Origin of the sequence: Enterobacter cloacae complex sp. SYL001 (genome assembly GCF_049237025.1) — a bacterium.
Classification (GTDB): Bacteria; Pseudomonadota; Gammaproteobacteria; order Enterobacterales; family Enterobacteriaceae; genus Enterobacter; species Enterobacter intestinihominis.
On sequence record NZ_JBMKJI010000010.1, the window covers coordinates 29,492 to 48,405 of the forward strand.

At 55.7% G+C, this 18,914-nt stretch carries 24 protein-coding genes; 18 read left to right on the plus strand and 6 right to left on the minus strand.

The genetic code is table 11. The annotated features are described in order from the left end of the window. Window positions 1-6: 6 nt before the first annotated feature. Complete coding sequence (gene yqgB, locus ACOTZP_RS11690; RefSeq protein WP_057979949.1) at window positions 7-138, minus strand: acid stress response protein YqgB; 132 nt, start codon at window positions 136-138, stop codon at window positions 7-9. 94 nt (window positions 139-232) lie between these two features. Beyond that, complete coding sequence (locus tag ACOTZP_RS11695) at window positions 233-373, minus strand: hypothetical protein (protein ID WP_418251239.1); 141 nt, start codon at window positions 371-373, stop codon at window positions 233-235. A gap of 425 nt (window positions 374-798) precedes the next feature. Between ACOTZP_RS11695 and metK the strand changes: the two genes are divergently transcribed. From metK to ruvX, 8 genes are all read left to right on the plus strand, one after another. Next, window positions 799-1,953: a methionine adenosyltransferase gene (gene metK / locus ACOTZP_RS11700; RefSeq protein WP_022649349.1), complete on the plus strand. Its 1,155-nt coding sequence runs from the start codon at window positions 799-801 to the stop codon at window positions 1,951-1,953. 416 nt (window positions 1,954-2,369) lie between these two features. Then, window positions 2,370-3,767 (plus strand): galactose/proton symporter, encoded by a 1,398-nt coding sequence (gene galP, locus ACOTZP_RS11705; protein WP_022649350.1) that lies wholly within the window; start codon window positions 2,370-2,372, stop codon window positions 3,765-3,767. A gap of 59 nt (window positions 3,768-3,826) precedes the next feature. Continuing rightward, window positions 3,827-4,324 (plus strand): SprT family zinc-dependent metalloprotease, encoded by a 498-nt coding sequence (locus ACOTZP_RS11710; protein WP_032621896.1) that lies wholly within the window; start codon window positions 3,827-3,829, stop codon window positions 4,322-4,324. 94 nt (window positions 4,325-4,418) lie between these two features. Further along, window positions 4,419-5,126, plus strand: a complete 708-nt coding sequence (gene endA, locus ACOTZP_RS11715; RefSeq protein ID WP_022649352.1) for a deoxyribonuclease I — start codon at window positions 4,419-4,421, stop codon at window positions 5,124-5,126. 51 nt (window positions 5,127-5,177) lie between these two features. Further along, entirely contained in the window at window positions 5,178-5,909 is a 732-nt protein-coding gene (gene rsmE / locus ACOTZP_RS11720) for a 16S rRNA (uracil(1498)-N(3))-methyltransferase (RefSeq protein ID WP_003860033.1), read from the plus strand. A gap of 31 nt (window positions 5,910-5,940) precedes the next feature. After that, window positions 5,941-6,888: a glutathione synthase gene (gene gshB, locus ACOTZP_RS11725; RefSeq protein ID WP_003860032.1), complete on the plus strand. Its 948-nt coding sequence runs from the start codon at window positions 5,941-5,943 to the stop codon at window positions 6,886-6,888. Between the two features lie 74 nt (window positions 6,889-6,962). Continuing rightward, window positions 6,963-7,523 (plus strand): YqgE/AlgH family protein, encoded by a 561-nt coding sequence (locus ACOTZP_RS11730; protein ID WP_022649353.1) that lies wholly within the window; start codon window positions 6,963-6,965, stop codon window positions 7,521-7,523. Continuing rightward, complete coding sequence (gene ruvX, locus ACOTZP_RS11735) at window positions 7,523-7,939, plus strand: Holliday junction resolvase RuvX (protein WP_006811925.1); 417 nt, start codon at window positions 7,523-7,525, stop codon at window positions 7,937-7,939. Before ACOTZP_RS11730 ends, ruvX begins: the two co-directional genes overlap by 1 nt. 10 nt (window positions 7,940-7,949) lie before the next feature. Here the strand turns inward: ruvX and ACOTZP_RS11740 are convergent, their stop codons facing one another. After that, window positions 7,950-8,930, minus strand: coding sequence for a type IV pilus twitching motility protein PilT (locus tag ACOTZP_RS11740; RefSeq protein ID WP_048966719.1), 981 nt, complete (start codon window positions 8,928-8,930; stop codon window positions 7,950-7,952). 17 nt (window positions 8,931-8,947) lie between these two features. Here ACOTZP_RS11740 and ACOTZP_RS11745 point away from each other — a divergent pair, with 17 nt between their 5' ends. Genes ACOTZP_RS11745 through ACOTZP_RS11770 form a run of 6 tightly spaced genes read left to right on the plus strand, consistent with a single transcriptional unit; the run spans window position 8,948 to window position 12,687 of the window. Then, on the plus strand, window positions 8,948-9,649 hold the full coding sequence (locus tag ACOTZP_RS11745; protein WP_048966720.1) for a YggS family pyridoxal phosphate-dependent enzyme: 702 nt from the start codon (window positions 8,948-8,950) through the stop codon (window positions 9,647-9,649). Window positions 9,650-9,670: 21 nt separating this feature from the next. Further along, window positions 9,671-10,237 (plus strand): YggT family protein, encoded by a 567-nt coding sequence (locus ACOTZP_RS11750; protein WP_003860024.1) that lies wholly within the window; start codon window positions 9,671-9,673, stop codon window positions 10,235-10,237. Further along, window positions 10,234-10,530, plus strand: coding sequence for a DUF167 family protein YggU (gene yggU, locus ACOTZP_RS11755; RefSeq protein ID WP_421633715.1), 297 nt, complete (start codon window positions 10,234-10,236; stop codon window positions 10,528-10,530). Before ACOTZP_RS11750 ends, yggU begins: the two co-directional genes overlap by 4 nt. Before the next feature lie 3 nt (window positions 10,531-10,533). Beyond that, complete coding sequence (locus tag ACOTZP_RS11760; protein WP_022649357.1) at window positions 10,534-11,127, plus strand: XTP/dITP diphosphatase; 594 nt, start codon at window positions 10,534-10,536, stop codon at window positions 11,125-11,127. After that, window positions 11,120-12,268 (plus strand): radical SAM family heme chaperone HemW, encoded by a 1,149-nt coding sequence (hemW, locus tag ACOTZP_RS11765; protein ID WP_022649358.1) that lies wholly within the window; start codon window positions 11,120-11,122, stop codon window positions 12,266-12,268. The genes ACOTZP_RS11760 and hemW overlap by 8 nt, the downstream gene beginning before the upstream one ends. Window positions 12,269-12,324: 56 nt before the next feature. Next, entirely contained in the window at window positions 12,325-12,687 is a 363-nt protein-coding gene (locus ACOTZP_RS11770; protein ID WP_022651832.1) for an endonuclease domain-containing protein, read from the plus strand. Between the two features lie 112 nt (window positions 12,688-12,799). On the opposite strand, the gene ACOTZP_RS11775 is transcribed toward ACOTZP_RS11770, so the two are convergent. From ACOTZP_RS11775 to trmB, 3 genes are read right to left on the minus strand one after another with little or no spacing between them, the layout of a single operon-like run. Then, the gene (locus ACOTZP_RS11775) at window positions 12,800-13,516 is read right to left on the minus strand and encodes a DUF2884 domain-containing protein (RefSeq protein ID WP_003862419.1); all 717 of its coding nucleotides are present in this window, start codon (window positions 13,514-13,516) and stop codon (window positions 12,800-12,802) included. A 57-nt stretch (window positions 13,517-13,573) separates the two neighbouring features. Beyond that, a complete protein-coding gene (locus ACOTZP_RS11780; RefSeq protein WP_003862421.1) occupies window positions 13,574-13,900 on the minus strand; it encodes a YggL family protein in 327 nt (108 codons plus the stop codon). After that, complete coding sequence (trmB, locus tag ACOTZP_RS11785; protein ID WP_022649361.1) at window positions 13,900-14,619, minus strand: tRNA (guanosine(46)-N7)-methyltransferase TrmB; 720 nt, start codon at window positions 14,617-14,619, stop codon at window positions 13,900-13,902. The genes ACOTZP_RS11780 and trmB overlap by 1 nt, the downstream gene beginning before the upstream one ends. Before the next feature lie 144 nt (window positions 14,620-14,763). On the opposite strand from trmB, the gene mutY reads away from it, so the two are divergent. The 4 genes from mutY (at window position 14,764) to ACOTZP_RS11805 (ending at window position 18,865) form a co-directional block, all read left to right on the plus strand. Beyond that, window positions 14,764-15,816 carry an A/G-specific adenine glycosylase gene (gene mutY, locus ACOTZP_RS11790; protein ID WP_171936010.1) on the plus strand — a complete coding sequence of 351 codons (1,053 nt, stop codon included), beginning with the start codon at window positions 14,764-14,766 and terminating at the stop codon, window positions 15,814-15,816. Between the two features lie 26 nt (window positions 15,817-15,842). Further along, window positions 15,843-16,115 (plus strand): oxidative damage protection protein, encoded by a 273-nt coding sequence (locus ACOTZP_RS11795; protein ID WP_271075148.1) that lies wholly within the window; start codon window positions 15,843-15,845, stop codon window positions 16,113-16,115. Window positions 16,116-16,239: 124 nt separating this feature from the next. Then, window positions 16,240-17,316 (plus strand): membrane-bound lytic murein transglycosylase MltC, encoded by a 1,077-nt coding sequence (gene mltC, locus ACOTZP_RS11800; RefSeq protein ID WP_032621902.1) that lies wholly within the window; start codon window positions 16,240-16,242, stop codon window positions 17,314-17,316. 292 nt (window positions 17,317-17,608) lie between these two features. After that, window positions 17,609-18,865: a nucleoside permease gene (locus tag ACOTZP_RS11805; RefSeq protein WP_015571846.1), complete on the plus strand. Its 1,257-nt coding sequence runs from the start codon at window positions 17,609-17,611 to the stop codon at window positions 18,863-18,865. Window positions 18,866-18,914: the final 49 nt, after the last annotated feature.

The window sequence follows — 18,914 nt, forward strand, 5'->3', positions numbered from 1 at the left end:
CGAACCTCAACTCTTTGTATTAAGTGTAAAACAGTTGACTACTATCGCAGCGTTATACGGCGATAACAACCCATTAACGGCTCCATTTCCCAGCAGAGTATGCTGAAATCCAGACCGTGCGACCGGTTTCTTATTCATATCATTGTAAAACACGTATCCGAACTCTGTATGACAAGGTTCGGCGAAACCACGAGAAAACTCCTGTATTAACAAGAGCGCCCTTGTTCAGTTTTCACAAAGCGTGACCGGCTCTGGAATCCTGAGAAGCACCGAGATGGGTATAACATCGGCAGGTGTTTAGACCAGAAGTGCGGGTGGGAATCAAATGCGCGCCAGAACGGCTGCGCTGAATGAGCGGAAAACAATGGTTCATTATCTCGTATCACCTCCACGGCCGCCTCTGCTGAAACGGACCACAAGCCAAAGCTAAAAGTTCACTGCTTAACCCGGCTGGAAGTGGCGACACGATGTGTTCATCGAGCGCTTATTTTATATGAGCCGCGCGCCGCGTTTTATACCGAGAAGGTCGCTAAAAAGCAAAACAAAAATGCGCAGGTTGCCAGCGCCGTCAGGAAAAATTTCCAGCCGTGTTTTCAACGCAGTGAGAGGTGAGTCAAAAAAAACTGGAAATCGGGTGAAGAAGTGACCTAAAATAGACGTCCAGATGTTAATCCATCCATACCGATTAACACTCAGACTGCCAGTGTCAAAATCCTGCAGGCCTTGGTAGAATTATCTCCTTTGGCTATTCCACACAGCAGTTCGAGCTAACCAAATTCCTTTTAGGTGAAATAAAACATGGCAAAACACCTGTTTACGTCCGAGTCCGTATCAGAAGGACATCCTGATAAAATTGCTGACCAAATCTCCGATGCGGTGCTGGATGCGATCCTCGCGCAGGATCCAAAGGCGCGCGTAGCGTGTGAAACCTATGTCAAAACCGGCATGGTTCTGGTTGGCGGTGAGATCACCACCAGCGCATGGGTTGATATCGAAGAGATCACCCGTAACACGGTGCGTGAGATCGGCTATGTACATTCTGATATGGGCTTTGATGCCAACTCCTGCGCCGTACTGAGCGCTATCGGCAAACAGTCCCCGGACATCAACCAGGGCGTTGACCGTGCCGATCCGCTGGAACAGGGCGCGGGCGACCAGGGCCTGATGTTCGGCTACGCGACCAACGAAACCGACGTGCTGATGCCAGCGCCGGTGACTTACGCACACCGTCTGGTGCAGCGTCAGGCTGAAGTGCGTAAAAACGGCACCCTGCCGTGGCTGCGTCCGGATGCGAAAAGCCAGGTTACCTTCCAGTATGACGACGGGAAAATCGTCGGCATTGATGCCGTGGTTCTTTCCACGCAGCATGCTGAAGATATTGACCAGAAATCCCTGCAGGAAGCGGTGATGGAAGAGATCATCAAGCCGGTTCTGCCAACTGAATGGCTGAGCTCTGCGACCAAATTCTTCATCAACCCAACCGGACGCTTCGTTATCGGCGGCCCAATGGGTGACTGCGGTCTGACCGGTCGTAAAATCATCGTAGATACCTACGGCGGCATGGCGCGCCACGGTGGCGGCGCGTTCTCCGGTAAAGACCCGTCTAAAGTGGACCGTTCTGCGGCGTACGCTGCACGTTATGTGGCGAAAAACATCGTTGCTGCGGGCCTGGCTGACCGCTGTGAAATTCAGGTTTCCTACGCCATCGGCGTGGCTGAGCCAACCTCCATCATGGTGGAAACCTTCGGTACTGAAAAAGTGCCTTCTGAACAGCTAACCCTGCTGGTGCGTGAGTTCTTCGACCTGCGTCCATACGGTCTGATTCAGATGCTGGATCTGCTGCACCCAATCTACCAGGAAACCGCAGCGTACGGTCACTTTGGTCGCGAACATTTCCCTTGGGAAAAAACCGACAAAGCCGCCCTGCTGCGTGATGCTGCCGGTCTGAAATAAACGACTGCCAGCAGCTTAAACAGGCCAGCCTTTGTGCTGGCCTTTTTTATGTCGGGTGGCGGCTATGCCTTACCCGACCTACGGGTAGTGAATTTTTGTAGGCCGGGTAAGGCGCAGCCGCCACCCGGCAATGTTTGGAACCGTTTACACCTCACTCTCTATACCCCGCTTTCAGAATATTCTCTTTGCATGATCGCATTTCTTCTGCTGTTACATTCCCTTTCAGTTAAGTCTGAAATTTGTGCAAACGCGATGCATATCAATTAATTTACCTCTATATTTTCAAAGCTTTAATTATTTTTACGGTTACAAACTAGTGTAACCGATTACACCGTTGTGATTTGACTCACATATTTTTATGAGCCGCTCACCTACTCTTAATATCGTAAAAACTGATAACCCAACTGGAGGGCATAATGCCTGACAATAATAAACAGGGGCGTACGTCCAATAAGGCAATGACGTTCTTCGTCTGCTTCCTCGCCGCTCTGGCAGGATTACTCTTTGGCCTGGATATTGGCGTAATTGCCGGTGCATTACCTTTCATCACCGATGAGTTCCAGATTAGCGCACACACTCAGGAATGGGTGGTCAGCTCCATGATGTTCGGTGCCGCCGTCGGCGCGGTCGGCAGCGGCTGGCTCTCCTTTAAGCTCGGGCGTAAAAAGAGCCTGATGATCGGTGCGATCCTGTTCGTTGCCGGCTCACTGTTCTCTGCCGCTGCGCCTAACGTTGAAGTGCTGATCCTCTCCCGCGTGCTGCTCGGTCTGGCAGTGGGCGTGGCGTCTTATACTGCCCCGCTGTACCTGTCTGAAATCGCACCGGAAAAAATCCGCGGCAGCATGATTTCCATGTACCAGCTGATGATCACCATCGGTATTCTGGGGGCTTATCTTTCCGATACCGCCTTCAGCTACAGCGGCGCATGGCGCTGGATGCTGGGCGTCATCATCATTCCGGCCATTCTGCTGTTGATTGGTGTCTTCTTCCTGCCGGACAGCCCGCGCTGGTTCGCCGCCAAACGCCGCTTCCACGATGCCGAACGCGTGCTCTTACGCCTGCGTGATACCAGCGCCGAAGCCAAAAACGAGCTGGAAGAGATCCGCGAAAGCCTGAAGGTCAAACAGTCCGGCTGGGCGCTGTTCAAAGAGAACAGCAACTTCCGCCGCGCGGTGTTCCTCGGTGTGCTGTTACAGATCATGCAACAGTTCACCGGGATGAACGTCATCATGTATTACGCGCCGAAAATCTTCGAACTGGCGGGCTACACCAACACCACCGAACAGATGTGGGGCACCGTGATCGTCGGCCTGACCAACGTGCTGGCGACCTTTATCGCTATCGGTCTGGTGGACCGCTGGGGGCGTAAACCAACCCTGACGCTGGGCTTCCTGGTGATGGCCATCGGGATGGGCGTACTGGGTACCATGATGCACATGGGCATTCACTCCTCGACGGCACAGTACTTCGCCGTGGCGATGCTGCTGATGTTTATCATTGGGTTTGCGATGAGCGCCGGTCCGCTGATTTGGGTGCTGTGTTCTGAGATCCAGCCGCTGAAAGGGCGTGATTTTGGTATCACCTGCTCTACCGCAACCAACTGGATTGCCAACATGATCGTCGGCGCAACGTTCCTGACCATGCTCAATACCCTGGGTAATGCCAATACCTTCTGGGTCTACGCCGGTCTTAACCTGTTCTTTATTGTTCTCACGATCTGGCTGGTTCCTGAAACCAAACATGTTTCACTGGAACACATTGAACGTAACCTGATGAAAGGTCGTCCTCTGCGCGAAATCGGCGCACACGACTGATCCTCCTGCGGGGAGGCGCCTCTTGCGCCTCCCCGCTTCCCGCTTTATGCTCTGCCCCTATGAAATCTCCCCGTCTCCCCATCGCCATTCAGCAAGCCGTTATGCGCAGCCTGCGGGAAAAACTCGCCCAGGCCAACCTGAAGCTCGGCCGCGATTATCCTGAACCGAAGCTGGTCTATCAGCAGCGTGGCACCGCGGCAGGCACCGCGTGGCTGGAATCGTATGAGATCCGCCTGAATCCGGTGTTGATGATGGAAAATCAGCAGGCGTTTATCGAAGAAGTGGTGCCGCACGAGCTGGCCCACCTTCTGGTGTGGAAACACTTTGGCCGCGTCGCGCCGCACGGCAAAGAGTGGAAATGGATGATGGAGGCGGTGCTCGGCGTTCCGGCTCGCCGCACCCACCAGTTCGAGCTGGAATCGGTACGCCGCAATACGTTTCCCTACCGCTGCCAGTGCCAGCAGCACCAGCTTACCGTCCGCCGTCACAACCGCGTGGTGCGCGGCGAGGCGACCTATCGCTGCGTAAAGTGCGGCGAACCACTGGTGGCGGAATAATCACTCGAACTTTCAGGAACTTTCCTGATCTGACTGATTGCATACGGGAACAACATTCGTTACGTTGCGGGCTCGTTTTGACACGGAGTGTAAGATGTCCCGTAATGTTTCTCTCGCAGTCGCTTTTCTGGCGACGGCGCTCTCCGGCCATGCTCTGGCCGACGGAATTCACAGTTTCTCACAGGCAAAAACCGCAGGCGTAAAGATTAACGCCGACGTACCGGGTGATTTCTACTGCGGCTGTAAAATTAACTGGCAGGGTAAGAAAGGGGTCGTGGATCTGGGATCCTGCGGCTATAAGGTGCGCAAGAACGAGAACCGCGCCAGCCGAATCGAATGGGAACACGTTGTTCCGGCCTGGCAGTTTGGCCACCAGCGCCAGTGCTGGCAGGACGGTGGACGTAAAAATTGCGCAAAAGATCCGGTCTACCGCCAGATGGAAAGCGATATGCACAACCTGCAACCCGCCGTGGGTGAAGTCAATGGCGACCGCGGAAACTTCATGTACAGCCAGTGGAACGGTGGCGAAGGCCAGTACGGTCAGTGCGCCATGAAGGTCGATTTCAAAGAGAAACTCGCCGAACCGCCTGCCCGCGCGCGCGGCAGCATCGCCCGCACTTACTTCTATATGCGCGACCGCTACGATCTCAACCTTTCCCGCCAGCAGACGCAGCTCTTCAATGCCTGGGACAAGCTCTACCCGGTGACGGACTGGGAATGCCAGCGCGACGAACGTATCGCCAAAGTCCAGGGGAATCACAACCCTTACGTCCAGCGGGCTTGCCAGGCGCAAAAGAGCTAACCTACACTACGGCAATTCGCTTATATCGCATGACACATGGAATTTCTGACTATGCGCATCCCTCGCATCTATCACCCTGAACTGATTACCCCAGGCGGCGAAATCGCCCTGTCTGATGATGCCGCAAACCACGTAGGCCGCGTGCTGCGCATGGGCGCAGGCCAGGCGATTCAGCTCTTTGACGGCTCAAATCAGATTTTTGACGCTGAAATTACGCGCGCCGATAAAAAAAGCGTGCACGTGAAGGTGCTGCGTGGCGACGTGGACGACCGGGAATCCCCGCTGCACATTCACCTTGGCCAGGTGATGTCGCGCGGGGAAAAGATGGAGTTCACCATTCAGAAATCCATTGAACTGGGTGTAAGCCTCATTACGCCACTTTTTTCTGAGCGCTGCGGCGTTAAACTGGATGCGGAACGTCTGAACAAAAAGATCCAGCAGTGGCAGAAAATTGCCATTGCAGCCTGTGAACAGAGTGGCCGCAACCGCATCCCGGAGATCCGCCCGGCGATGGATCTGGAGGACTGGTGTGCAGAAGAGGAAAGCGGGCTTAAGCTTAATCTTCATCCGCGCGCCAGCGCCAGCATCAATACGCTGCCGCTGCCCGTTGAGCGCGTACGCCTGCTGATTGGCCCGGAAGGCGGCCTGTCGGCTGACGAAATCGCCATGACGGCGCGTTACCAGTTTACTGATATTCTGTTGGGACCTCGCGTTCTGCGCACTGAGACAACGGCACTCACCGCCATTACCGCCCTACAGGTGCGATTTGGCGATCTGGGTTGAAGCAAAGCCTGACCCATAACCGGAGAAGAACATGATTAAGCTCGGCATCGTGATGGACCCCATCGCAAACATTAACATTAAGAAAGATTCCAGCTTCGCTATGCTGCTGGAAGCGCAGCGTCGCGGCTATGAACTCCACTATATGGAGATGAACGATCTGTACCTGATCAACGGTGAAGCCCGCGCACGTACCCGCATCGTTAACGTCGAGCAGAACTACGAAAAATGGTACGAATTCGGCACCGAGCAGGATATTGCCCTGGCCGACCTTAACGTCATCCTGATGCGTAAAGATCCGCCGTTCGACACCGAATACATTTACTCCACCTATATCCTTGAGCGTGCCGAAGAGAAAGGCACGCTGATCGTCAATAAGCCGCAGAGCCTGCGCGACTGCAACGAGAAGCTCTATACCGCATGGTTCTCTGACCTGACGCCGGAAACGCTGGTCACCCGCAGCAAAACGCAGCTGAAAGAATTCTGGCAGAAGCACGGCGACATCATCATGAAGCCGCTGGACGGCATGGGCGGCGCATCGATCTTCCGCGTGAAAGAGGGCGACCCGAACATTGGCGTAATTGCCGAAACGCTGACCGAGCTGGGGACCCGCTACTGCATGGCGCAAAACTATCTGCCGGCCATTAAAGACGGTGACAAGCGTGTGCTGGTTGTAGACGGCGAGCCGGTGCCTTACTGCCTGGCGCGTATCCCGCAGGGTGGTGAAACCCGTGGCAACCTGGCGGCCGGAGGCCGTGGCGAACCGCGTCCGTTAAGCGAAAGCGACTGGGAAATTGCCCGCCGCGTCGGCCCTACGCTGAAAGCCAAAGGCCTGATCTTCGTTGGCCTCGATATCATCGGCGATCGTCTGACCGAAGTGAACGTCACCAGCCCGACCTGCATTCGTGAAATCGAAGCGGAATTCCCGATCTCGATCACCGGAATGCTGATGGACGCTATCGAAAAACGTTTACAGAAATAACCTGTGACAGCGCCTGTGTTTATCCCCATACTGGGCGCTGTCGCTTTTTAAACCAGGAAACAGTACCTCTGACAATGAATTTACAGCATCACTTTCTTATTGCCATGCCTGCTCTCCAGGATCCGATTTTCCGCCGCGCCGTGGTCTATATTTGCGAATACAACGAAGACGGCGCAATGGGGATTATCATCAATAAGCCGCTGGAAAACCTTCAGGTCGAAGGCATTCTGGACAAGCTGAAAATCCCTGCTGAAGCGCGGCTGCCGGAAATCCGTCTTGATAAACCGGTGATGCTCGGCGGACCGCTTGCAGAAGATCGTGGCTTTATCCTGCATACCCCGCCGGTTTTCTCGTCCAGCATTCGTATCTCCGATAACACCGTCGTCACCACCTCTCGCGATGTGCTCGAAACACTGGGCACGGCAAATCAGCCTTCTGAGGTGCTGGTTGCGCTCGGCTACGCTTCCTGGGAAAAAGGGCAGCTGGAACAAGAAATTCTGGATAACGCCTGGCTGACGGCCCCTGCGGATATGAATATCCTGTTTAAAACCCCTATCGCCGATCGCTGGCGTGACGCGGCAAAACTGATTGGCATTGATATTCTGACCATGCCTGGCGTTGCGGGGCACGCGTAATGAGCGGCACCCTTCTCGCCTTTGACTTCGGCACCAAAAGCATCGGCGTCGCTGTGGGTCAACGGATCACCGGCACCGCCCGCCCGCTCACGGCGCTGAAAGCTAACGACGGCACGCCGGACTGGAACCTTATTGAGCGCTTGCTCAAAGAGTGGCAGCCGGACGACGTGATTGTCGGTCTGCCGTTGAACATGGACGGCACCGAGCAGCCGCTTACCGCCCGCGCACGCAAGTTCGCGAACAAAATTCATGGCCGCTTTGGTGTCTCCGTTAAGCTGCACGATGAACGTTTGAGCACCGTCGAGGCACGCGCTGGCCTGTTCGAGCACGGTGGCTTCCGGGCGTTGAACAAAGGCAGCGTGGATTCAGCTTCAGCCGTCATTATCCTCGAAAGCTATTTCGAACAGGGTTACTGAGCGCCGGGGCCTACAGCCGCCCCTGCGCCCGTCGCTCCGCCAGACTCTGCTCAAAGTTCTGCATCCCCGCCTGCTGCCCCGTTTGAATAATGCCCGGCAGTTGCCAGGTTTTACCTTCGCGGATCAGGTTTGCCGCCGCCGACGTATTCACCAGTAGCTCATACAGCGCCACGCGCCCGCCCTGGACATCCTGACGCAGCTTCTGCGCCAGTACCGCACGCAGGCTTCCCGCCAGCTGATTACGAACCGGATCTTTCTCCTGCGCCGGGAAGGTATCGACCAGGCGCTCGATCGCCTGCGCCGCACCGCGCGTGTGCAGCGTGGCCAACACCAGATGGCCAGTCTCAGCCGCCGTCAGCGCCAGGCGTATCGTCTCGCTGTCGCGCAGCTCACCAAGCAGAATCACATCCGGATCTTCACGCAGCGCACTGCGCAGGGCCTCGGCAAAGGACGGGCTATGCTGGCCTATCTCCCGCTGCCGGATGAGGCAACGTTGACTCTGGTACATAAACTCCACCGGATCTTCCAGGGTCAGAATGTGCCCGTCCGTATGGTGATTGAGAAAATCGACCATCGCGGCCAGGGTGGTCGATTTCCCGCTGCCGGTGGCGCCGGTGACCAGAATCAGGCCATTGTCATTGGACAAAAGCTCCGGGATCGCTCGCGGCACGCCTAGCGCAGAGAGCTGCGGACACGTTAGCGGCAACAGGCGTAGCGCGATCGAAACGCCGTGCATATGCTTAAACGCACTGCCGCGCAGCCGCTGACGGTCTGCGAGGGTAACGGCAAAATCCACCTGTCCATTTGCCCACCATGCGCCCTGCTGTTCATCGTTGAGCCACGCTTTTAATAACGCCTCCACATCCGGGGGCGGAAACGGCGCAGGTTCAAGACGGCCTGACCTGCGCCAGCGCGGTGGTGAATCACTGCACAGGTGTAGATCGGAGACGTTATGCTTTACACTAAGGGCCACAATTTCTTCCACATCCATAGACTACTCCTCGGAAAATGAACGACATTGCGCATAACCTGGCACAGGTCCGGGACAAAATCTCAGCCGCGGCAACGCGTTGCGGCCGTGCTCCAGAAGAAATTACATTGCTTGCAGTCAGCAAAACCAAGCCTGCGAGCGCCATCGCAGAAGCGATAGCCGCCGGTCATCGTGCCTTTGGTGAAAACTATGTGCAGGAAGGCGTAGATAAGATTCGCGCTTTCCGGGAGCGGGGAAATACAGACCTGCAGTGGCACTTTATCGGTCCGCTACAGTCGAACAAAAGCCGTCTGGTAGCAGAGCACTTCGACTGGTGTCACACCATCGATCGTCTGCGTATCGCTACCCGTTTGAGCGACCAGCGCCCTATGGAGATGCCAGCGCTTAACGTGCTGATTCAAATCAACATCAGTGATGAAAACAGCAAGTCCGGCATTACGCTGAGCGAACTGTATGCGCTGGCGGCGGACGTGGCGGCGCTGCCGCGCTTAACCCTGCGCGGACTGATGGCCATTCCGGCACCAGAGTCAAGTTATGAAAGGCAGTTTGCCGTAGCACAGCAAATGGCTGTAGCATTTGAGGCGCTTAAAGCGCGCTATGACACGGTAGACACGCTTTCTCTGGGCATGTCGGACGATATGGAAGCCGCCATCGCGGCAGGCAGCACCATGGTGCGCATCGGCACAGCAATTTTCGGTGCGCGCGATTACACCCAATAATAAGGAAACCTGAGGAACGCCATGAAGACGTTGACTTTCCTGCTTTCAACGGTCATTGAACTGTATACGATGGCGCTGCTACTGCGCGTCTGGATGCAGTGGGCCCGTTGTGATTTTTACAATCCATTCTCACAATTTATCGTGAAAATCACGCAGCCCATTGTGGGGCCGCTTCGCCGCATCATTCCGGCAATGGGGCCGATTGACAGTTCATCTCTGCTGATGGCGTTTATTCTGAGCGTTATCAAAGCGATCGTGCTGTTTATGGTCATCACTTTCCAGCCGATTATCTGGATTTCAGCCGTTCTGATCCTGGTTAAAACCGTCGGCTCGCTGATCTTCTGGGTCCTGCTGGTGATGGCGATTATGAGCTGGGTAAGCCGGGGCCGTAGCCCGGTGGAGTACGCGTTGATTCAGCTGACTGAACCGTTACTGCGTCCGATCCGTAGCCTGCTGCCTGCGATGGGCGGAATCGACTTCTCCCCGATGCTTCTCGTTTTGCTGCTGTACGTGCTGAATATGGGTATCGCGGAACTGTTACAGGCGACGGGTAATATGCTGCTGCCGGGGCTGTGGATGGCGTTATGAGTGCAGTTAGCCCCTGCGCCGACGGGCTGGTTTTACGGCTGTACATTCAGCCGAAAGCCAGCCGCGACAGCATTGTTGGGCTGCATGGCGACGAGCTAAAAGTCGCCATCACTGCCCCGCCCGTTGACGGCCAGGCGAATGCGCATCTGACTAAATATCTGGCAAAACAGTTTCGCGTCGCTAAAAGCCAGGTCATCATTGAGAAAGGTGAACTTGGCCGGCATAAACAGGTAAAAATCCTTAACCCGCAATCTATCCCGACGGAAGTCGCGGCTCTGACAAACCAGGACTAAACCATGCAGAAAGTTGTTCTCGCCACCGGAAACGCCGGTAAAGTGCGCGAGCTGGCCTCGCTATTACATGATTTTGGGCTGGACGTGGTGGCTCAGACCGAGCTGGGCGTGGACTCCGCCGAAGAAACCGGCCTGACGTTTATCGAAAACGCCATTCTGAAAGCGCGCCATGCGGCGCAGATCACCGGACTGCCCGCGATTGCCGATGACTCCGGTCTGGCCGTGGATTTTCTGGGCGGTGCGCCGGGGATTTACTCCGCCCGCTATTCCGGGGTGGACGCCACCGACCAGCAGAACCTGGAAAAGCTGCTTGTGGCCCTGAACGACGTCCCTGACGAACAGCGTACCGCACAGTTCCACTGCGTGCTGGTCTACATGCGTCACGCGGAAGATCCCACGCCGATTGTCTGTCACGGCAGCTGGCCGGGCGTGATCACCCGTGAAGCGGCGGGCAACGGCGGCTTTGGTTACGACCCGATTTTCTTTGTCCCGACCGAGGGCAAAACCGCTGCGGAACTCACCCGCGAAGAGAAAAGCGCGATCTCCCACCGTGGACGCGCCCTGAAACTGTTACTGGAAGCACTGCGTAATGGCTAATTTGCCGCCTCTGAGTCTTTATATTCACATCCCATGGTGCGTGCAGAAATGCCCGTACTGCGATTTCAACTCGCACGCGCTGAAGGGCGAAGTGCCGCACGATGATTACGTCGCGCATCTGCTGGCCGATCTGGATGCCGATGTACCGTACGCACAGGGACGTGAAGTGAAGACCATTTTTATTGGTGGCGGTACGCCGAGCCTGCTTTCAGGCCCGGCGATGCAGACGCTGCTGGACGGTGTGCGCGCACGCCTGAACCTGGCAGCGGATGCTGAAATTACGATGGAAGCCAACCCGGGCACCGTTGAGGCCGACCGTTTTGTCGAGTATCAGCGCGCGGGCGTGAACCGTATCTCCATCGGCGTGCAGAGCTTTAGCGAGCCAAAGCTGAAGCGTCTGGGGCGCATTCATGGCCCGGAAGAGGCAAAGCGCGCGGCGAACCTGGCAACGGGGCTTGGGCTGCGCAGTTTTAACCTCGATTTGATGCACGGCCTGCCGGATCAGTCGCTGGAAGAAGCGCTGGACGATTTGCGTCAGGCAATTGAACTGAACCCGCCGCATCTGTCGTGGTATCAGTTGACCATTGAACCGAACACCCTGTTTGGTTCCCGTCCTCCGGTGCTGCCGGACGATGATGCGCTGTGGGATATCTTCGAGCAGGGCCACCAGCTTTTGACCGCGGCGGGGTATCAGCAATACGAAACCTCGGCGTATGCGAAGCCGGGCTATCAGTGTCAGCACAACCTGAACTACTGGCGCTTTGGTGATTATCTGGGGATTGGCTGCGGGGCACACGGCAAAGTGACCTTCCCGGACGGGCGCATTCTGCGCACTGCAAAAACGCGTCATCCGCGCGGGTTTATGGAAGGCCGCTACCTGGAGCGTCAGCATGACGTCGAGGCGGTGGATAAGCCGTTTGAGTTCTTTATGAACCGCTTCCGTCTGCTGGAAGCCGCACCGCGCGCGGAGTTTGCGCTCTACACCGGGTTGTCAGAGTCGGTGATTCGTCCGCAGATTGACGAGGCGCTGGCGCAGGGGTATCTGACCGAGTGTGATGAGTACTGGCAGATCACCGAGCACGGTAAGCTGTTCCTAAACTCCCTTCTTGAGCTGTTCCTCGCTGAAAATCCTGAAGGCTGATTCAGGATTTTACATCCCGTTCTGCTGGTTGAGGGAAAGGCTGGCAGAGTGTGGGGATGGAAACAATACGTTCATACGCAAAGCAGCTCAGACGCGAGCTGACACAGGAAGAAAGACGGCTTTGGTATTTACTGCGCAGCCGCCGTTTCGAAAATTATAAATTTCGCCGACAGCACCCGGTAGGTAACTACATTCTGGATTTCGCCTGTTGTGCGGCTCGGCTGGCCGTTGAGCTGGATGGCGGACAACATGATGAAAATCAGGAATACGATCGACAAAGGACATTGTGGTTAAACCATAAGGACTGGCACGTCATTCGATTCTGGAACAACGAACTCTGGAATAACGAAGAGGCGGTGTTAGAAAGGATCCTTGAAACGCTGCAAGCGCTGCAACCCTCACCCCGGCCCTCTCCCTGAAAGGGAGAGGGGGCAAACATCCCCTCGCCCCTTTAGGAAAAGGGTTAATGTGAGGGCGCAAACTATTCCCTCGCCCCTTTGGGGAGAGGGTTAGGGTGAGGGGCTAAGTGAATTACTTCAACGTCCCCACCAGCGCCTTCCGGCTGTCTTCCAGCGACACCACGCGCTTACACACGTCTTTGCCGAACTGCTGGAAATCGGCTTCCTGATTCTTCCACTCGTTCTGAATCGAGGTTTGCAGTCCGCCCAGACTACCCAGTACACCCTGCAACGGATTACCGCCACCCTTCAGCACCGCTTTGGCGCCCATCTCGTTGATGCTGTCCTGGAGAATGCCGCCCATCGCCTGGTTCACCAGTTGCTGACCGTCGGCACGCACCTGATCGATCGCCTTATAGTGGAACGTCAGGCCATCAGAGCGCGTCTCGATAATACGGTTCATCTGCTCTTTCAGCTGTTTATCCAGCTTCGTCAGGCGGGTGCGCATATTGCTGCTCTCCCCCACCTCTTTGGTGATGATTTTATCCAGCGCCACGCGGCTCTTTTCAACGCGGGTCAGCGCGCCATCGTTGATCCAGGGCAGCGCGGTACGCAACTCGGCCTGGTAGTCCATCGCCTGCTCGCGCTGGGCGGCCGTCAGGTTTTGCGGTTTGCCGTTAAAGGTCACGTTGCCATCCGGCGTAATCACCAGATTGCCATTCTCGCCCTTAACCTGCACGGTTTGCGGACTCAGCACCACGTCATCACGCGGGGTGACGCTACATTTATACTCCGCATGGGCGGTGGATCCGATTGCCAGTAAAGCAACAGCCAGCAACGTTTTGCGCATCTTAAACACTCCCTCAGACAAAATGGGCCAGCTAATGCTGGCCCCGTTCTTGCTTTATTAGTCCCACCAAACGTCGAAAAGTTCGCTAACGCGGACATCTTCCAGTTTGTGGTCTTCAAGCCATTTGCGTACCAGCGCCTGATGCTCTTCGGTGCATTTCCCCACTTCCTGGGTGCAAATCAGACCTTCCCACGCCAGATAGCCGCTACCGTCGAAGGCCAGCTTGTTTGGCTCGATCACCTCGTTGATGAACGCATCAACGTCCTGATCGATCTGCTCAACGCTGGTGCCTTCCGGGAAACGCCAGGCAACGGAGAAACCCACTTCCTGGAATTCTTCGATGTGCATCTTTTTACGCAGACGACGGCTACGATTCTTTGCCATTATTTCACCCTCTCGAACATTAAGTCCCATACGCCGTGACCAAGACGATGGCCACGCTGTTCAAATTTTGTCACCGGACGTGAATCCGGACGCGGTACGTAGTCGTTGCTTTCAGACTGATTTTTATACCCGTCCAGGGACGACATCACTTCCAGCATATGTTCCGCATAAGGTTCCCAGTCGGTTGCCATGTGGAAAACGCCGCCCAGCTTGAGCTTACTTTTCACCAGCTCGGCAAACGGCGCCTGAACGATACGGCGTTTATTATGACGCGCTTTGTGCCACGGGTCAGGGAAAAAGAGCTGAACCATGTTCAAAGAATTGTCAGGAATCATTTTGTGCAGCACTTCCACCGCGTCGTGACACATCACGCGCAGGTTCTCAACGCCCTCTTCGTGGGCCGTTGCCAGGCACGCACCGACGCCTGGCGAGTGCACTTCAATACCGAGGAAGTTCTGCTCTGGTCGCGCTTTCGCCATAGTGACCAGCGAGGTGCCCATGCCAAAACCGATCTCCAGCGTCACTGGCGCATCGCGGCCAAACAGCTCGGTAAAGTCGAGCGGCTGCTCGCTGAACTCAACGCCCATCACCGGCCAGTAGTTGTCCAGCGCGTGTTGCTGCCCTTTTGTCAGGCGGCCCTGACGGCGGACAAAGCTGCGAATACGGCGCAGCGGGCGACCGTTTTCATCAAATTCCGGTGAAATGACGTCGTTTTTCATAAAAGAGTTGTCTGCTTGTGAGAGTGTACGGGAAACGGGCATTATCCAAAGTTAAGGCTTCTATGCAAGCATGGGAAAGATCCGGTTTACAGCAGATTGACGCTGTGCTGCAATCTGCCTCCCTGATTAAGCGAATCGATGACCATGCAAGCCTCTCAATTTTCAGCCCAGGTGCTGGACTGGTACGACAAATACGGGCGTAAAACCCTGCCCTGGCAAATTGAAAAAACGCCTTACAAAGTATGGCTCTCCGAGGTGATGTTGCAACAAACGCAGGTCGCGACGGTCATTCCTTATTTCGAGCGTTTTATGGCGCGCTTCCCGACAATCACCGATCTGGCCAACGCGCCGTTAGACGAGGTACTGCACCTGTGGACAGGCCTCGGCTATTACGCCCGCGCGCGCAACCTGCACAAAGCCGCACAGCAGGTCGCCACCCGCCACAACGGTAAATTCCCGGAGACCTTTGACGAGGTGGCGGATTTGCCCGGCGTCGGGCGTTCAACCGCAGGCGCAATCCTTTCCCTGTCTTTAGGCAAGCATTTCCCTATTCTCGACGGCAACGTCAAGCGCGTGCTGGCACGCTGCTACGCCGTAGAAGGCTGGCCGGGCAAGAAAGAGGTTGAGAAGCGCCTGTGGGAGATCAGTGAAGCGGTCACTCCGGCGAAAGGGGTGGAGCGTTTTAACCAGGCGATGATGGATCTGGGCGCGATGGTCTGCACCCGTTCAAAACCGAAGTGCGAACTCTGCCCGGTAAATAACCTCTGCGTGGCCTATGCGAACCACTCCTGGGCGCAGTATCCGGGGAAAAAACCGAAGCAGACGCTGCCTGAACGCACCGGGTACATGCTGCTGATGCAGCATGGCGACGAGGTGTTTCTCGCCCAGCGCCCGCCGAGTGGCCTGTGGGGTGGTCTATACTGCTTCCCACAGTTTGAGGATGAAGCTTCGCTTCGGGCATGGCTTGAACAGCGCGGCATTGCGGCCGATACCCTGACGCAACTCAACGCGTTCCGTCATACCTTCAGCCATTTCCATCTGGATATTGTGCCTATGTGGCTTCCCGTGTCCTCATTCACCTCCTGCATGGATGAAGGCACCGCTCTCTGGTATAACTTAGCGCAACCGCCATCAGTCGGGCTGGCGGCTCCCGTGGAGCGCCTGTTACAGCAATTACGTGTCGGTGAAATGGTTTAGCATCGGCAAGACAAAGAGGAATGAGTATGGCCAGAACCATTTTTTGTACTTTCCTGCAGCGCGACGCTGAAAGCCAGGATTTCCAGCTCTACCCGGGCGACCTGGGTAAACGCATTTACAACGAGATCTCCAAAGAAGCCTGGGGACAGTGGCAGAAAAAACAGACCATGCTGATCAACGAGAAAAAGCTCAGCATGATGAACCCGGAACACCGCAAGCTGCTGGAGCAGGAGATGGTGAACTTCCTGTTCGAGGGTAAAGACGTCCACATCGAAGGCTATACGCCACCGGAAAAATAATACTCTGCGGCTGCTGCCCGGCGGCGCTGCGCTTGCACGGGCCTACGGTTATGTAGGCCGGGTAAGCGCAGCGCCACCCGGCAACAGCAACCTCAAAGCAAACACAACACGCACTCCCGGAATGATGAAAAAACTATTAGCGCTAGCACTTGTTGCGCCGTTGCTTGTGTCTTGTTCTTCCAAAAAGGGCGATAGCTATAACGAAGCCTGGGTTAAGGACACCAACGGTTTTGACATTTTGATGGGGCAGTTTGCCCATAACATCGAGAACATATGGGGATTTAACGAAGTTCTAATTGCCGGACCGAAGGACTACGTTAAGTATACCGACGCCTATCAGACCCGTAGCCACATCAACTTCGATGACGGTACGATTACGATTGAAACCATCGCGGGGACTGAACCTGCGGCGCATTTACGTCAGGCCATCATCAAAACCCTGCTGATGGGCGACGATCCGGGATCTATCGATCTCTACTCTGATGCCGATGACATTACTATCTCCAAAGAGCCGTTCCTGTATGGGCAGGTCGTTGACCAGACCGGTCAGCCGATTCGCTGGGAAGGTCGCGCGACGAACTTCGCAGACTATTTGCTGCAAACGCGCCTGAAAAGCCGCACCAATGGCCTGAAGGTGATCTATAGCGTTACGATCAACCTGGTGCCGAACCACCTCGACAAGCGTGCGCATAAGTATCTGGGCATGGTGCGTCAGGCGTCGCGTAAGTATGGCGTGGATGAGTCGCTGATCCTGGCGATTATGCAGACCGAATCCTCGTTCAACCCGTATGCGGTGAGCCGTTCCGACGCGCTGGGGCTGATGCAGGTTGTGCAGCACAGCGCCGGTAAAGACGTGTTCCGCGCGCAGGGGAAATCCGGTACGCCGAGCCGCAGCTACCTGTTTGACCCGCAAAGCAACATTGATACCGGTACCGCATATCTGGCGATGCTGAACAATGTTTATCTCGGCGGGATTGATAACCCGACTTCACGTCGCTATGCGGTGATCACCGCCTACAACGGCGGAGCGGGCAGCGTCCTGCGCGTCTTCTCGAACGATAAAGTGCAGGCCGCGAACATCATCAACAGCATGGCGCCGGGGGACGTGTACTCCACGCTGACCACTCGCCACCCGTCTGCGGAATCCCGCCGCTATCTGTATAAGGTGAATACGGCGCAGAAGAACTACCGTCGCCGCTAGAAACCAACACCACCCCTCACCCTGCCCTCTCCCCAAAGGGGAGAGGGTGTTCAAGTTCCCTCTCCCCTTTGGGGAGAGGGTTAGGGTGAGGGGGCATCAGACCGCACCCATCTCATCCCACCCATACAAAAATGCTATTTGCATCACAATCCAAACTGCAAATTAATGTGGATTGCATTTTTTTGCGGGAGGTAACAAAACATATCGTTGCCAACTGATAGAATTGCATCAAATAACAACCTTGAATGTTCCTATAACAACATATCTCCCGCTCACTTGTGAGGAAAGTAACATGAACCTTAAGCTGCAGCTTAAAATCTTGTCGTTTCTGCAGTTCTGCCTGTGGGGTAGCTGGCTGACTACACTCGGCTCCTATATGTTTGTGACGCTCAAGTTCGATGGTGCGTCAATCGGTGCCGTCTACAGCTCGCTGGGTATTGCGGCTGTTTTCATGCCAACGCTGCTCGGTATCGTGGCGGATAAATGGTTAAGTGCGAAATGGCTGTATATGCTTTGCCATCTGGTGGGTGCAGGGACGCTGTTTATGGCGGCCGAAGTGACCACGCCGGGGGCGATGTTTATGGTGATCCTGCTTAACTCGCTGGCGTATATGCCAACGCTTGGCCTGATCAACACCATCTCCTACTACCGCCTGAAATCTGCCGGTCTGGATATCGTCACCGACTTCCCGCCAATCCGTATCTGGGGCACCATCGGCTTTATCATGGCAATGTGGGGCGTGAGCTTCGCGGGCTTCGAGCTGAGCCACATGCAGCTGTATATTGGTGCCGCGCTCTCCGTGCTGCTGGCGCTGTTCACCCTGACGCTGCCCACCATTCCGGTTTCTAACCAGCAGAAAAACCAGAGCTGGAGCACCATGCTTGGCCTGGATGCCTTCGCCCTGTTCAAAAACAAGCGCATGGCGATCTTCTTTATTTTCTCCATGCTGCTGGGGGCGGAACTGCAAATCACCAACATGTTCGGTAATACCTTCCTGCACAGCTTCGATAACGATCCGCTGTTTGCCGGGAGCTTTATCGTTGAACACGCGTCGGTGATGATGTCCATCTCGCAGATCTCTGAGACGCTGTTCATCCTGACCATCCCGTTCTTCCTGAGCCGCTACGGCATCAAGAACGTCATGCTGATCAGTATCGCTGCCTGGATGTTGCGCTTCGGTCTGTTCGCCTACGGCGACCCAAGCGCGTTCGGCACCGTGCTGCTGGTTCTGTCGATGATTGTTTACGGCTGCGCCTTCGACTTCTTCAACATCTCCGGCTCGGTGTTTGTGGAAAAAGAGGTGAAGCCTGAAATCCGCGCCAGTGCGCAGGGCATGTTCCTGATGATGACCAACGGCTTCGGCTGTATTCTGGGCGGCGTGGTGAGCGGTAAAGTGGTTGAGATGTATACCACCAACGGCATCACCAACTGGCAGCCAGTATGGCTGATCTTCGCCGGGTACTCGCTGGTGCTGTTCTTCGCGTTCATCGCGCTGTTCAAGTACAAGCACGTGCGCGAACCGCACGGTGCGCAGCCGATCGCGCATTGATTGTTGTGCCCGGTGGCGGCTTCGCCTTACCGGGCCTACAAACCGCAAA